This is a genomic window from Streptomyces sp. NPDC079020, from assembly GCF_044542225.1.
Taxonomy (GTDB): Bacteria; Actinomycetota; Actinomycetes; order Streptomycetales; family Streptomycetaceae; genus Streptomyces.
Map to the genome: position 1 here is coordinate 60,161 of NZ_JBITUB010000022.1, position 14,596 is coordinate 74,756.

Below are 14,596 nucleotides of genomic sequence, written 5' to 3' on the forward strand. Positions count from 1 at the left end.
GGGTCGAGCAGAATCATCCCGGTCTTCATGCGGGCGAAGACGTGGACGACGCGGGCGACGCGGGCGCGGACCTGCATGTGGGACTTGTTGTGCGCCTGCTTCCAGTCGGGCAGTTCCTCGCCTCCGCATTGGCGGTGTGGCATGAGGAATCCGGTGCCGGGAAAGCCGCCGTCGACAATTGTGATGGTCCTTGAGGATGTCCCATGACTGACACCTGGTGACGTTCCTCAAGACACGGCTGGACGAGGAGACCGGCCCGCCCCGGCGCTGCGACGGCGACGGCGACGGATGCTGCCGAGAGACCGGTCTGCCCACGGGAGATCGGTTGATCTCTGCCATGCAGAGCACTCGGGCTTCCACCCCACGATCGCCCTGTATGCGGCTCTGCACGACGCCCGGCCCGCGTGTTCCTTGAGGTCGAGGCCGGGCGGCGCATCCTGGCCTGTCACGTCCTCAGCCCTGCCGTGGGCGCCGCGGAGCTACCGCGAGTTCGAGGAGGCCTTGCCCTACGCGTCCCTGCCGCTCAGCGCACCCGGAAGACCGGTCCGCGCGGGGTGAACGGCAGCCCCGCCCCCTCCGGGATCAGGTAGGCGTGCTCGCGGCGGACCCGCAGCACGTCGCACCAGCCGTCGGTGATCACCAGGACGGGGGCCGTCGGCGGGAAGTCGTCGGCCCGCTGGAGCAGGTCGATGCCGGGTTGCAGGACCGTGCCGCCGCGCCCCCTGACCCGTACCCGCCCGGCGATCTCCGTCGGCGCCAGGTACCCGGCGTCATAGGCGGCGGCATCGCAGAACACCACTCGGGCGGCCGGCACATCGCGGGCCTCGGCGTAGGAGGCGATCGCGCCCAGTGCCTTGGCGAGCAGCGGGCCGGACATCGAGCCCGAGGTGTCCATGACGACGCCGAAGGTGCAGCGGGCGACCTCCTCGGGCGGGAAGCAGCGGCCCGCGCGCGGGATGTCGGGGGTCGAGGCCTGGCGCCGGGCGGGCCGGGAGTAGCTGCGTACCGGCTCGGGCCGGGGCACGAACTCGTCGAACCAGCGAGCCAGTTGGGCATCCCACGGGACGGGCGGATGGGCAAGTGCGCGGATCTCCTGCACCAGTCCGGCCGGTAGCAGGCCGCGCTGTCGGTCGGTGTGCAGCTGGTGGCCCTGGACGAGTGCGCGCCGGTAGAACTCATCGAGGTCCACGGGGTCGGCGGTCCGGCCGGGCAGTGGTTCGCCCAGGATGTCGCCGGCGCCCTTGCCGCGCAGGGTCGCAAGGCGCCGGCCACGCCGCAGCCCGGTGGCGATCCGGTCGTAGATCTCCTCGGTCGACAGACCCTTCAACTCGGCGTCGTACAGCAGTCCTTCGGGCATCGCTCCGACGCTCATCTCAACCAGCCAGCCGTTGATGACGTAGTCGGCGGCGACGTTGAAGAGGTAGTGGTCGCGGGCGCCGCGGCGCCCGCCGTGGCGCAAGGCGGCGTGCAGCATCTCGTGGGCGAGGATGAACCGCCACTCCTCGTCCGTGAACCGCTTGAGCGGGTTGATGTAGATCTCGCCGACGGCGGCATCCACGGCGGCCACGGAAATGTCGTGCACGCGGGCGAGTTCGGCGTCGGCGACGACGGTCAGCCCGGCCGCGAGCCCGCCGAGCAGCGGGTAGGACGAGACGAACCAGTTGAGGGCGCGGTCCCAGGGACGCAGGGCGACGCGCTCACCGGTGAGCGCGTCGCGACGGCCGCCCGCGACGTCCATCGCGGCGGAGACCGTACGGGTCAGGGCGTATGCGAAGGCGAGTTGCCGGTCGGGCAGGGCGGTGTCCCAGCGTGGCCACTGGACCAGCAGCTGGTCGGGCTCGCCGTCCGCGGTGCCGCACCGCTCGTAGGCGTCCGGGACGCCGGTCCTGCGCCAGCGGGCGGCGAGCTGCTCCTCGTCGCCGTCGGGGTAGCTCTCAGGGAGGTGGTCGGGGGCAGTGCCGATGGGGAAGGTGGCGAGGAAGCGGTTCACGACGGTGCAGCGGGCAGCGAGGTCGAAGCGGTCGGGCTGTTCGCGGGGCTCCTTGGCAGCGGGGAGGTGGCCGAATCCGAGGTGGAGGAGGGCATGGGCGAGCGCCCAGGCCCACTCGCCGGGTTCGGCTCGACGGGCGGGGTGGACGTGCACCCGCCCGTTGGAGTCTGCCCGGACGAGGCCTTGGCCAGGGGCGTCGGCGTTGCCCTTGGTACGGACGAAGTTGGCGTCGACGGCTGCGAGGGCGGGGTTGCGGCGCACCAGGTCGGCGCCGGCGGCGAAGGCCTCGGCGGCCGGGTCGGGGCGGTCCGCGCCCTGCTTGCGGGACCGGCTCAACGCCGGGCCTCGACCAGGCGCGGCATGTCGCGGGCGGCCTCCACCAGGAACCAGGCGGGCAGCACCGGGTTGCCGTCGGCGTCCTCGGCGATGACGGTCTGGGCGACCTCGACGGAGATCTCGGCGAGTTGGACGAGCAGCGACTTGGCGCGGTAGGAGGTCTCGCGCACGGCGGCCGAGGCGTGCTCGCGCCGGGCCGGGAGCTCCTTGACGAGCCGTCCCCGGAACGCCTCGGCGAGGTAGTAGAGCAGGTCGCGGTCCTCGATGCGGCGGGGCCAGGAGGCGTCTCCCTTGATGATCGCCTCGATGCCGTAGGTGTGTCGCACGATCTTGGCGTACCCGCAGAAGGAGACGGCATGGGCGGGGGTCAGCGTCCCGTGGGCCACGATCTTCAGTGTCTCCTCGTCCAGCGCCGTCCCGAAGGAGTGCAGCGCGTCGGAGAGCATGTGCCAGGAGCGGGGCGTGGAGAACGGCTCCTCGGTCTTGGGCGGCTGCGACCACAGGTGGTCGGGCCGGTCGGCGAGGTAGTCCACCACCCAGGGGTGGATGCCGTTCTCGCCCGCCCACACCAGCCAGTCGGTGGCGGAGGCCCGCAGGTGGACGTGGGTGAGGCGGTTGACGAGTGCGGAGGCTATGGGGCGTGCCAGGGCGTTGTCGGTGGCGCGGTTGCCTGCGCCGATCACGATCGAGCCCGCCGGGAGTTCGTAGTTACCGATCCGGCGGTCGAGGATGAGCGAGTAGAACGCCTTCTGCACATCCGGGGTCGCGGCGTTCAGCTCGTCCAGGAAGAGGCAGTACGGCTCGTCGCGGGCGATTGCCTCCGGCGGGCAGAACACGGAGCGGCCGTCGCGGATCTGTGGCACGCCCATCAGGTCTTCGGGGGCGAGCTGAGTGCCCAGCAGGCTTACGCACTCCAGGCCCAGGGAGTCGGCGAACTTCCTCACCAGTGAGGACTTCCCGATGCCGGGGGCGCCCCAGAGGAATACCGGGCGGACAGTGGCGAGGCCCAGGAGAAGTTCCGGGATCTGGGCGGGGGTGACGGTCACTGCGGCCTGCAAGCGGTGGGCTCCTCCGGGGGCATGTCCTGTTCGCCGAGTGTATGGGGCTGGTGTTGGAAGTCGCACCTGGATTTGCCCCGCTCTGGCGATGTGCCGACTCGCTGAGCAGCTCCGTCGGCAACAACTGACGTGGGGGGGGAACCAGCTTGAAGGTGCAAGTAAAGTCAGCGAAAACGTCGTAGATCATTTACGGGGAACGCTCAGGGCCGGCCGCTCGCGCCGTTGTGGGCAGTACGTGCGACCAGGATCACCGCAGACTCCTTCACGCCACTGATCGCACCCCACGCACAGTGCTGCGTCACAGCGTTCGCAGGGGTGCTGCCGAGTGCCGCACCGCAGGCGGAATCCGGACTCCGGCCGGACGGCGGGGCGCTGACGAGGCATCTCTCTGTCCAAGGTTCAGCATCTCCGCAACCACCATGGCTGAGACGGGTCGCCGTAGGAGTCCACGATCGTGCGGGAACAGTAGAGCTCGTCAAGCGGATGCACCCGTCGCAGGAGTTCCCGCGACGCGCCCGCCGACAGCGCGCACAGAGCTTGATCCAGCATCTCTCGTGGATGAGTGTCGGAGGGACAGCACGCCACAACTCCGCAGCCACGGAACTGTGGCTCTGTAAGCCCACGGGCCGGCCCGTGAACGGTGCCGGCCCACCGCGCCATCGCATCGGCCATGGCCCCTGGCCACAGATGTGAATCCTCGAACGTGGCAATCTCGCTCTGTGTGCGCGCCGAGACCCCGGAAACGGTCTTTCTGCGATGCTCCGGGAGGAGCCTGCGCGACAGCTTGGCGCGCACTTGGCCCGGCCGTCTACGCGCCATAGGCCTTTCGCTGGTTCGTCATGGGCGGCATCCTCCCAGAGCGAGGCCACATCGATCAATGCGGGGCCCGCCCATCCGAACTGTCCTGTCCCGAGGGGCGGGCTTCCGGACCTCTCGTGAGCCTCCGTCACGAACATGCAGGCTACGCATCGCCGCAGCTCAAAGGCCATCCATGGACTCCCACGGTCGGTGGACCGGGCGAAGCTCACGACGCCGCCGACCTCGTCCGCCTCATGCGGGTCCTCGGTACCAGCGACACCACCGCCATGAACGTACGTCAAGGACGTCCACCACCCCCAGCGACTTCGCCAAGGACCCAACACGGGACCAGCGGTCAGCGCAGCGGTAGGAGCCGGTGAGCAAGCCAGGATCCGGAGGCAGCACGGGTTGAGGCTGACCGGAGTCAGCCCTCACGGCTCGGCAAACACGCTGTCGCGCTGCTCCACCATCGGCACGCACACGCTGCACGCGCCAACAGGGCGCGTCTTGTTCCGGTGGAGTTTCTGACTGAGCAGCACAGCCTTCGCCTCCGATTAACTGTCGCCCGTCCCCATGTCCGGATGATGAGGTGGCACAGTGACCAACCACAATGAGGCCGCAGCCGTCCGACCGTTGACCCTGGTTTGGGTGAGCCGGCACCTGATGGCCGGCGAACGGATCGTCAGAACCGAGGTGTTGCACGGCGGCTTCACTGCCGAAATGCGGAGGCTGACCATCGGCACGCCGGACGGAGGCACCCGTGACCTGGTGCTGCGGACCTTCGTCGACGTGGAGCACGCCGAGGACTGGCTGAACAGGGAGTCCGGCGCCCTGACCCTGCTGGCGGGGACCGACGTGTCGGCTCCTGGACTGGTCGCGGTTGATCCGACCGCCGCGCATTGCGAGTATCCGTCGCTCCTCATGACACATCTGACGGGCCGGACGGTCCTCGATGATGAGGGCCTGAAGACACGCGTATCCCTGCTGGCCCGTCAACTCGTGGCGATCCACGCGCTGCGACCCGCCGAGCGGCTCCGGGAATATGTGGCGTTGACGACCGCCGACACCGTCGTGGTTCCGAAGGGCGCCGACGCGGCGGTATGGGCCTCGGCGATCGACGTGATCCGACGGCCCGCGCCGCCCTATGAAGGGCGTTTCCTGCACCGGGACTTCCAGCCCGGCAACGTACTGTTCGACGTGCCGCCCGCGAGGTCAGCGGGTGCCCGGATCACCGGCGTGGTCGACTGGGCGGCGGCATCCTGGGGCCCGGCGGATCTCGATGTCGCGCACTGCTCCACCAATCTCGCACTGCTGCACGGCCCGGCATGGGGTCTGCGGTTCGCCGAGGCGTACGAGGAGGCCGGCGGGGTGCTGGCCACGGCGGCGAGTGAGCGCCTGTACTGGCAGGTTCGGGATGGACTGGCGTGCTCAGAAGAAGTGCGGCAGGTGGCGCGGCCATGGCGGGAGGCGGGGAGGGCAGAGCTGACGACGCGAGCCGTGGAGGAGCGGCTGGATGCCTATGTCACCGCGCTGATGGACGCGCTGGGCTGAGCCAACGCGGTCCGGCGCGGCCCCGCCTCATCGGTCACCGCTCGACCCGGTGGGGATTCGAGCAGGCCCTGGGATTTCATGCCGGACTCGCAAGGGCCGGTCCCCCGCCTTGGCAGGCGATGGGAGAGGGGCTGCGCCCTGCGATGCAGACATCGACGGGCCGAACGACGCACCGGAGAAGACATTCGCCCTCAGCAGCCGGCCGCCTGAGGCAGCAACCATGGGGCCTCCATTTCTCGTTGCCGGTGCGGCCGCCGTCATCGCCACTTCTCGGTGAGTGCGCCGAGGGGGTCCTTGACGTGGGTCCGGTTGATGCGGTCGGCGGCCGTCGTGGCGTCGGTGATCGGGGCGCGCGCCCGCAGCGTGCTGCCGAAGTGAGTGGCGAGGGCCGCGGTGATGTCCTTGAGCCGGGCGTCACGGTCGAAGACGTCGTGGAGAACCCCGCGAGCGGCCCAAGGCCGCCGTCGCGTGCTGCGTCACCGCACCACACGGAGGTGAACCGGCAGTACAGCGGCACCACGGCGCCTTTATCGTTGGTCTCGCCTGCACGCGCATGCCCGGGTCTGTCGGCCGGAGGCCAAGGCGTGCACAATCGGCCACATGACGATCGCCGCGGGCTCGCCGCCCACGCATGCCACACCCGCCGTCCTCGCCTTGGGATTCCTGACGGGCGGGGTGATCGGCGCGTCGCTGACCGCTTTCATCGGCGGGTGCGTCGTCGGGAAGACGCCGCTGATCGTCATGGGGCTGGTCCTGCCCGCTGTCTACGGTCTGGTCTTCCTCCTCGCCACGCTGCCGAGCCGCGCCCGCGAGGCGGCCGTCGTTCCGCGCACGGCGCTCGCGGTGATCGAGAGCCTGGAGGCGGTCGGAGGTGAGGGCAGCGACGTACCGGTGCGGTTCGAACTGACCGTGGCGCCGGACGACTCGCCCGCGTACCGCGTCGAGATCCGGCAGGACATCAACCTCGTCGAATTGACCGACTACCGGCCGCGCGGGGTCGTGGTGGTCGAGTATCCACCGGACCGGCCGTGGAAGACGCGGATCGTGAAACGGCCGACCCCGGCGTGGGAGGAGCGGGCTGCCGGGGCCCAGGTGGATTCGGTGCCCGGTCCGGCCATGAAGAGTGAATCCCCGGCGGGCTGTGCCGGCGGTCTCCTCACGCTCCTCGGCCTGCTGCTCGGCGTGGGCGCCGTGCTCCTGCTGTTCCGCGCCGACCTGTTCGGCCCTGACGGGAGCGGCACTCCCCGAAGGCCGTCCGTCTCCTCCTCGTCGTCCACGACCACCGTGACGTCGGCGACCGGCACGGTCACCGTCGGGCCGGGCCGGTCGATGCTCGACGAGGGCGAACTCCGCAAGGCCGTCGAGTCGTTGACGCGGAGCGCGGACGAGCGCCGCGCAATCACCGTCGTCGTGCAGGACCGCCTGCTGACGGTCGTCTTCTCCCCCGCCGGTGTGAAGAGCGCCGGGTTCGACCCGCGCTCCCTGCCCTACGATCGCATTCCCGGCCTGGTCGATGAGGCAAGGAGCACCCTCGGCATCGACTCCCCGCGGAGCTGGCAGCTGACCGCCGACGCCGTCACCGGCTCTCTCACACTCAGGGTCGTGGTCACCGGCGACGGGGGCACGGGAATCCTGGAGGCGGACGGGCAGGGCAAAGCGCTTCGGCGCATGGGCAGTTGACCGGATCGGATGGAGGAGGGCGCATGGGGTGGGACGAGTTTCTGGTGCTGTGGTGTGCGGTGTGGGGTGTGGCGGCGCTGGGCGGGTACGGCATGTCGCTGGCCGGGGTGACCAAGGCGCAGCGGACGCTCCGGCTCACGGGGCGGATCGAGCGGGTGCGGGAGCCCCGGCACGGCGGCTCCCGCGCGGGCGGGATATCGGTGGTCGTCTCCTACCGCGACCCGGCCTCCGGGCAGGAGGTCACCGTGACGAACGACGGTGAGCGCGGCGAGATGATCACTGCGGCGTGGGAGGGCCGGGAGATCGGGGTCAGCCACCTCAGGGGCAGACCGCACGCCTACCGGTTCTCCAACGTCCCCGAGGAGCCCAGTCGTGGGCTGGGCTGGCCAAGCTTCGCGCTCTTCCTGGTCTACGCCGGGCTGGTGGCCCTCGCCGCGGTCGACCGGGGGTGGCCGTGGGCGCTGATCGGCTTCGGCGGTCCGTGGGCGGTCTTCGCCGCCGTTGGCCTGCCCGGGACGATACGCGCCACAAAAGATCGCCTCGGCAGGCTGGCCGCGATGGACACCGCGGAGGGACGGGTCGTCGCGGTCCTGAAGGACGTGAGCGTCGACCAGGACGACGGCCACACCCGGACCACCATCACCCCGGTGGTGTCGTTCACCACCCGCGAGGGTACGGCTGTCACGGCCCACTGCACGTCGCATCTGGCAGACCCCGCAGGCGCGTACGGCCGTGACGTCGCGGTCTACTACTCTCCCGCCGACCCGGCCGAATTCACGCTGGACCGAGCGGCCAAGCGCCGCTCGGAACAACAGGAGGTGACATTCAACGTTCTGGTGATCGTCGTGCTCGCGGCGACGGCCGCGGCGGGAGTGGTGTTCCTCTGAGGACCGGGATGGGCGCTGCCGAGGCCCAAGAGGGCGCCGGCCAGATGAGTCGCCATCTCTCTTCATGGGCATGGGCATGAAACCGCTGACGTTCGACTACAAGAACGTGCATGTGCGGGTTAACCGGAGGGTGTTCGAGCAGTTCGCCCTGGACAGGTCCGTGACCTGTCCGCTGCTGGCCCGCTCCCGTGGACACCGACCCCGGCTTCGCTCGCACGCGGCAAGGGCTGAGTGTCACACCGGCGGCCGGGGCAGTTTGGCGGCCACGGCGTCGAGCACCCAGTCCAGACCGGTCGCGAAGGATGCCTCGGCGTCCACGTCCGTGCCGTCGTACACGGCCTTGGCCAGCGCCGGGAAGCGGCCCGTGGCCAGCATCCTCGTCACATGCGGGCCGGAGGCGCGCTGCCGGTCGAGCTTGGACAGGCCCGTGGCGCGCTCGGCCCGCAGGCTCGCGATCTCACGCCTGATCGCGCCGGTGAAGTAGGCGCTGACCGTCTCCACGGCCCGCATGACGGTATCGATGTCGGCGAGGCCGTAGAGGGTGGCCAGCGCGGCCTCGGTCACGGCGAGGCCGTTCGGGCCCAGGGCCGGGCGGCCGCCGAGCAGGTCGGCCAGCCATTCGTGACGGAGAGCGGCCTGCCTGGTGCGGTGGGCGAGGGTGCACAGCGCCTCCCGCCAGTCATCGGGCCGTTCCTCGGGGAGAATCTCGGCCTGGACCTCGTCCACCATGAGGTCGAACAGCTCCTGTTTGGTGGAGATGTATCCGTACAGCCGCATCGGGCCGGCGTTCAGCCGGGCGGCGACCTTGCGCAACGACACGGCATCCAGCCCGCCTTCGTCGGCCAGCACGATGGCGGCGGCGACGATCCGCTCCCTGTCGAGCGGCACGGGGCGAGTCGGCGGCTCCGGCCGGTCCCACACAGTCATGGTCACACCGTTCTGTTGCGATGCAGTGCAGTAGGGAAATACAGTGTATCGACATGCAACACCGTATCGCCGTGGTCGGCAGCGGCCCCGCCGGCCTCATCTTCGCCCGTGTCCTGCACCGCCATGGCTACCCTGTCACCGTCCTGGAACGCGATCCCGCCCCAGACGCCCGCCCCCCGGGCGGCACGCTGGACCTGCACGAAGGGCTGGGCCAGCTCGCGCTGGACAAGGCGGGGCTGCTGGACGAGTTCCGGGCACTGTCCCGTCCCGAGGGGCAGGCCATGCGCATCCTGGACACGGACGGGACCGTCCTGCGTGACTGGCGCCCCCGTCCGGATGACCGGGCCAATCCCGAGATCGACCGCGGGCAACTCCGCGACCTGGTGCTCGGCCCTCTCGACGTCCAGTGGGGCCGGGGCGTGACGCGGGTGGTGCCGGGGACCCGGGACGGCGTACTGGTCCACTTCGCGGACGGGCGACAGGAGACGTTCGACCTCGTGGTCGGCGCGGACGGCGCCCGGTCCCGGATCCGCCCGGCTGTCTCGTCGGTGACGCCGCACTACACCGGCGTCACCTTGGTCGAGACCTCCCTCGACGATGTCGACACCCGCCACCCCGGCCTCGCCCGGCTGATCGGCGACGGATCCGTGGCCGTGTACGGCGTGAACCGAGCGCTGGTCGCGCAGCGCAACAGCGGCGGGCACGTCAAGGTGTACGCCCAGTTCCGCGCGCCGCTGGACTGGCGAACGAACCTGGACCAGGCCGATGTCGAGGCCGCGCGATCAAGCCTGCTGGCTCTGTTCGACGGCTGGGCCGCCCCCGTCCTCGATCTGCTCCGCCACGGCACCGCTTTCGCCCACCGCCCTCTCCACGTCCTGCCCGCGTCCCACACCTGGGCCCACGTCCCCGGGGTGACGCTGCTGGGCGACGCCGCCCACCTGATGCCCCCACTGGGAGCGGGCGCGAACCTCGCGATGCTGGAAGGCGCCGAACTCGCCGAATCCATCGCCGCCGCTCCCGGCCCCGGAGATCTGGACGAGGCCGTCCGCGCCTTCGAGGAACAGATGTGGGCACGGGCCGGCAGGTGGGCGAAGATCACGATGGCCGGTCTGGAACGCCTCGTGAGCCCGGACCCCGCCGAAGCACTCGCCCTCTTCGACGAAGTCCAGCCATCTTGACCGCCGAACACGAGAGCACCAGCACCTCGCCGCGGCGTCACGGCCTCACGGGACGGTATGGCGACGCCGAACCGCGGTCCGCGCGGCAAAGCACCGTTGGGCGAACGCACGGACGCCTGCACCGGAACGCAGTGCTCAGCCCGCTACCGCCGAGATCCGGTCCGATCCTCCTCGTGGGCGCCATCCGCGACGCGATGGAACCCGTCTCCGCAGCCTGCTGCAACCCGTATCCGCGGCCTGCTCACCGAGCTCTTCCCCACACAGTGAACCCTCCCCCATGCCTCAACCGCAGGAACCGATGGTCCGACTGCCGGGAAACGGCCGTGAGGCGGGCGGCGGGTGGCATGGGGGCGGCGGGCTGAGGTCTGCGCGGCCGGGTGGTCTCCTCGTACGGAGCGGCAATACGGGGCAGCGCAAGGATCTCGAACCCGGTCAGGAGGACGGCCTGTGCTCCGCCGGGGCGGTTCCATGGTGAAGTCGCCTACGCCGAACTGCCTGACCGCCCGCAGTTCGGCGCCGTGGTACGTCTCCTGATTGGGCATCAGCGTCCGTACGGAGGTGGGAGGCATCGTTCAGACCTGTTCGAAGTGGAAGGCCTTGATGAAGCAGTCCCGGGGCTGGGCGACCGCGAAGAGGACGCACTCCACGAGCGAATGCGCGGTAAGGCCGTCCGTGGACTCGCGAGGGGCGGTTTCCCACTCCTCCGTGAGCGGGTCGGCGTTGTCGAAGTCGGGCGGGTAGAGCGATATCACCCGGACTCCTCGGGGGCGCAGGCGCTTGGAAAGGATCTCGGTGAACCCTGCCTGGGCGCTCTTGGCCGCATAGAAGGCGTCGTGGGCGTCCGACCGGTGGTGGCCCTGTGCTGCGCATGCGGAGACCATCGTCACGACATCGGGTCTGTCCGAGTTGAGCAGGAGGGGGAGGAAGTTCTTCACGGCCAGGACCGTGCCGGTGGCACCGGAGGCGATGGTGTCGACGACATCAGTGTCTGTCGCGGACAGCAGGTCCGGCCCTTCGAGGTAGCGGGAACCGTTGTTGATGAGCACGTCGACCCGGTCTGTGCGTCGTGCGACGGAGGAGGCGAAGTCGCGGATGGAGGCGGGGTCCGTCAGGTCACAGGTGAAGGCATGCACGTGCTGATGGCCACGATCGCGAATCTCGTCGCGGACACGTTCGGCGGCATCGAGACTGCGAGCGGAGAGGAAGACCTCGGCCCCGAGGTCGGCGAGCCGGATCGCCAGGGTTCGCCCGAAGTCGCGGCCGGCGGACGTGATGACGACGCGGTGGTTGTCGAATCTCATGCTGTCGCTCCTGGTTCATGAATCGGTTGTTGCGCGTGGTGCGGCAACTGACGTCGGCCGCGCAGGCGGTGCCCGGTCCCCGGCCGATGCCATCTGCCACTGGACGGCGCCCCTCCCCCGGCCCCAACGGTCAGTGAGGGCCCTGCCAGGCAGGATGCCTGGCAGGTGGCCCGCGTACCGGCACAACAGTGACAGCCCTGAGCAGATGCACCGAAATCATGGTGTCGGCGCGGAACACCGAACGAGGTGATGGAGCCACTTGCCCGACCCGACGAGAACCGGGAGCGGCAGAGGCGCACGGGCCGCCCGGCCGTTGAGTACGCGCGAAGGAACGGACGGCTGCAGCCGCTCAGGCCGTCGGCTGACCGGGCGGATATGCCTCCGGGCCGGTCAGCACGGGCGATAGGAGTCGAACTCGCTCAGGAACACGCCCTCGCCGTGCGTCAACCCGCGCAATTCCTGCTCGAACGCGGCGATGCTGCCCGCCGGGATCGTTCCGGTGAGTCGCCAGGTCGACGGTCCGGTCTGCGGCTCGTCGAGGACAGCGCGCAGCCCGGCCAGGCGCGGTAGCACCCGGGGGCCGCTGTCGGCCGGGAGCTCGAGCTCGAAGCGGTTGACCGGTTCACAGACCTGCGTGCCGGCGGCGCGGACCGCCCTGTCCAGGGCGAGTGCCGCGATGTTGCGGAAGTGGCCGGCGGTCGACATGGGCGGGAAGAACGCCGTGCGGGTGACCGTTATCCGGCAGTCGGTGACCTCCCAACCGTGCGGCCCGACGAGCAGGTTCTTGCGCAAGGATTCCTCGATCGCCGTGTGGAACGACAGCGGCAGGGCACCCAGCTCCACTTCCAGGCCGTAGCCGACGCCCGATCCCGGTGTGGTCGGCTCGATCCGCAGGCCGACCGTCGCCCAGTCGAAGACACGCTCTTCCGGCCGACGCTCCTGGACGCCGGAGCCGGCCTTCTTCACCCGCTCGATGCAGATGGTCCGCGACCGGCTGAACTCCACCTCGATCCCGAAATCCTCGGCCAGGGTCGTCTGGACGACCTCCTTCTGTACCTCGCCGTAGAGCCGTACGGAGATCGCGTGCGTCGTCTCCTCCCGCCGCACGCCGATGTACGGGTCCGCCTCGGCCAGTTGCTCCAGGGCGGTGTACAGCGCAGCCGTGCGGGCGGGATCCTGCGGCGTCACGACGGATTCGAGGCTCGGCGGCGCGAAGAAGCCGCTTTGTCCCAGCCCGTCCGAGCTGCCGAGGCGGTCGCCGATGCGGATGTCCTTGAGCCCGGTGATCCGTGCGATCTCGCCTGCCGCGCACCCCTCCACGGTTCTCACCCGGCCGGCCAGCTCCAGTACCATGCCGGAATCGCCGCGACGGAAGTACGCCACGTGCTGGTACGGCGTGAGGGTGCCGCCGTCGAGGCGCGCGTAGGCGATCTTCTCGCCCGCCCGACCACGTTCGATCTTGAAGACCGTTCCGTCCAACGGACCGTCCGCCGACAGGCTCCGCGAGGGCAGCAGTTCCCCGATTCCCTCGGCCAGGGCCTCGACCCCCGTGCCGGTGACCGCTGAGCCGAAGAAGACGGGGTACGCCCTCGCCGCGGCGACCTGGCGGGCCAGCTCGGCTCGGTAGTCGGCGTCGTCAAGCTGTGCCGTGTCGTCGAGGTATCGGGCGAGAAAGGCGTCGTCGGCGTCGGCCAGGAACTCGCCGATGTCCTCCACGGGACGTTCGATGGCCCGAGCGCCGGCTGTGGCGATGACGTCGACCGACGACACGGCCACGGCCCGGACCGTCAGCTTCTCCCGGATCTCGGCCACCAGCGCGCACTCGCGGGCGCCGGTCCGGTCGATCTTGTTGGCGAAGATCAGCGTCGGAAGGCCCAGCTTGACGATCGTCCGCATCAGGACGCGTGTCTGTGCCTGCACGCCCTCGACCGCCGAGATGACGAGGACGACGCCGTCGAGCGCGCGCAGCGCCCGCTCCACCTCGGCGATGAAGTCGGCATGGCCGGGGGTGTCGACGAGGGTGACGCGCGGGCCGTCCGCGTCCGTAGCGGGCGTGGCCAGCGCCACGACCGCGGACTTGATGGTGATGCCGCGACGGCGCTCAAGGTCGAGGGTGTCGGTCCGGGTATCGCCGCCGTCGACGCTCCCGAGGCGTGCGATGACACCGGCGTTGAAGAGCAGGCGCTCGGTCAGGCTGGTCAACGGGACCACCTGGATCACTTGGGCGGAACTGATGTCGGCCGACTGGCAGGAGACCGACAGTTCCGGCTCGCGCAGCCGACGGGCCGTGGCAGGCGACGCGACCCACTGGGGTCCGGTCTGGGGTGTGATGCGCACCCTCGCCGAGGTTCACGGCCCGGAGCACGTCCGGCTCGTCGTCTGGTTCCACTGAGACTGCGGGTGAGGACCGACGGCGACGAGACCCTGACACTCGTCCCTGACCGAACTGTGCGCCGCTCGCCACAGCACCAACTGCTCCGCGGGCATGGATCCGTTGGCACACATGGGCCTCACCGCTGCTGAGCTGGGTGCCGACGATGCCCGAGGCCGGAGGCCGGCAGCAAGGGTGGCAGCCGAAGCGCCCGGACAGTCTTCTGCCTCATCCTGCCGCGCACCACCTCGGTGTTGGGCATCATGAGGCTATGCCGACCTACGTGCCCTCTCCTGACGAAGTGACCGCCGCGCAGACTCCCAACGGCGGCTGGACAAAGAAGCAGCTCGCGGAGTGGGGCATACCGTGGCCTGCCCCGCAGGGCTGGCGCAAGCACCTGGAAGCGAAGTGGGAAGGCAAGGACCCCCGTCCGTTGCCGCATCAGGAACCCGGTCAGGACGCCCTGTTCTGAGACGTCCTGACCTCCATGCGAGTTCAGGCTTCCGGGCTCCCGCGTTG

At 70.0% G+C, this 14,596-nt stretch carries 11 protein-coding genes and 1 pseudogene; 6 read left to right on the forward strand and 6 right to left on the reverse strand.

The window, feature by feature from the left end; translation table 11 throughout:
• Positions 1 to 2: 2 nt before the first annotated feature.
• The 3 genes and pseudogenes from ACIGJO_RS32075 to ACIGJO_RS32085 form a co-directional block, all read right to left on the reverse strand.
• Positions 3 to 191, reverse strand: a pseudogene (locus ACIGJO_RS32075) (IS5/IS1182 family transposase); the annotation flags it as partial.
• A 332-nt stretch (positions 192 to 523) separates the two neighbouring features.
• Positions 524 to 2,326 carry a hypothetical protein gene (locus ACIGJO_RS32080; RefSeq protein WP_399964240.1) on the reverse strand — a complete coding sequence of 601 codons (1,803 nt, stop codon included), beginning with the start codon at positions 2,324 to 2,326 and terminating at the stop codon, positions 524 to 526.
• On the reverse strand, positions 2,323 to 3,384 hold the full coding sequence (locus ACIGJO_RS32085; protein ID WP_399964242.1) for an ATP-binding protein: 1,062 nt from the start codon (positions 3,382 to 3,384) through the stop codon (positions 2,323 to 2,325). Before ACIGJO_RS32085 ends, ACIGJO_RS32080 begins: the two co-directional genes overlap by 4 nt.
• A 1,395-nt stretch (positions 3,385 to 4,779) precedes the next feature.
• Here ACIGJO_RS32085 and ACIGJO_RS32090 point away from each other — a divergent pair.
• The 3 genes from ACIGJO_RS32090 to ACIGJO_RS32100 all read left to right on the forward strand — a co-directional run bounded on the left by ACIGJO_RS32090 (position 4,780) and on the right by ACIGJO_RS32100 (position 8,300).
• A complete protein-coding gene (locus ACIGJO_RS32090) occupies positions 4,780 to 5,733 on the forward strand; it encodes a phosphotransferase family protein (protein ID WP_399964244.1) in 954 nt (317 codons plus the stop codon).
• Positions 5,734 to 6,333: 600 nt separating this feature from the next.
• Complete coding sequence (locus ACIGJO_RS32095; protein WP_399964246.1) at positions 6,334 to 7,413, forward strand: hypothetical protein; 1,080 nt, start codon at positions 6,334 to 6,336, stop codon at positions 7,411 to 7,413.
• A gap of 23 nt (positions 7,414 to 7,436) precedes the next feature.
• Positions 7,437 to 8,300, forward strand: a complete 864-nt coding sequence (locus tag ACIGJO_RS32100) for a DUF3592 domain-containing protein (protein WP_399964248.1) — start codon at positions 7,437 to 7,439, stop codon at positions 8,298 to 8,300.
• A gap of 234 nt (positions 8,301 to 8,534) precedes the next feature.
• On the opposite strand, the gene ACIGJO_RS32105 is transcribed toward ACIGJO_RS32100, so the two are convergent.
• Positions 8,535 to 9,227, reverse strand: coding sequence for a TetR/AcrR family transcriptional regulator (locus ACIGJO_RS32105; protein ID WP_399964250.1), 693 nt, complete (start codon positions 9,225 to 9,227; stop codon positions 8,535 to 8,537).
• Positions 9,228 to 9,280: 53 nt separating this feature from the next.
• Here ACIGJO_RS32105 and ACIGJO_RS32110 point away from each other — a divergent pair, with 53 nt between their 5' ends.
• Positions 9,281 to 10,405: an FAD-dependent oxidoreductase gene (locus ACIGJO_RS32110; RefSeq protein WP_399964253.1), complete on the forward strand. Its 1,125-nt coding sequence runs from the start codon at positions 9,281 to 9,283 to the stop codon at positions 10,403 to 10,405.
• Positions 10,406 to 10,977: 572 nt separating this feature from the next.
• Here ACIGJO_RS32110 and ACIGJO_RS32115 read toward each other — a convergent pair.
• Positions 10,978 to 11,706 (reverse strand): SDR family oxidoreductase, encoded by a 729-nt coding sequence (locus ACIGJO_RS32115; RefSeq protein ID WP_399964255.1) that lies wholly within the window; start codon positions 11,704 to 11,706, stop codon positions 10,978 to 10,980.
• 390 nt (positions 11,707 to 12,096) lie between these two features.
• Entirely contained in the window at positions 12,097 to 13,908 is a 1,812-nt protein-coding gene (locus ACIGJO_RS32120; RefSeq protein ID WP_399964257.1) for a GTP-binding protein, read from the reverse strand.
• On the opposite strand from ACIGJO_RS32120, the gene ACIGJO_RS32125 reads away from it, so the two are divergent.
• Together ACIGJO_RS32125 and ACIGJO_RS32130 are read left to right on the forward strand one after the other, a co-directional pair.
• Positions 13,877 to 14,098 carry a hypothetical protein gene (locus tag ACIGJO_RS32125; RefSeq protein WP_399964259.1) on the forward strand — a complete coding sequence of 74 codons (222 nt, stop codon included), beginning with the start codon at positions 13,877 to 13,879 and terminating at the stop codon, positions 14,096 to 14,098. The genes ACIGJO_RS32120 and ACIGJO_RS32125 overlap by 32 nt on opposite strands.
• A gap of 250 nt (positions 14,099 to 14,348) precedes the next feature.
• The gene (locus ACIGJO_RS32130) at positions 14,349 to 14,549 is read left to right on the forward strand and encodes a hypothetical protein (RefSeq protein ID WP_399964261.1); all 201 of its coding nucleotides are present in this window, start codon (positions 14,349 to 14,351) and stop codon (positions 14,547 to 14,549) included.
• Positions 14,550 to 14,596: the final 47 nt, after the last annotated feature.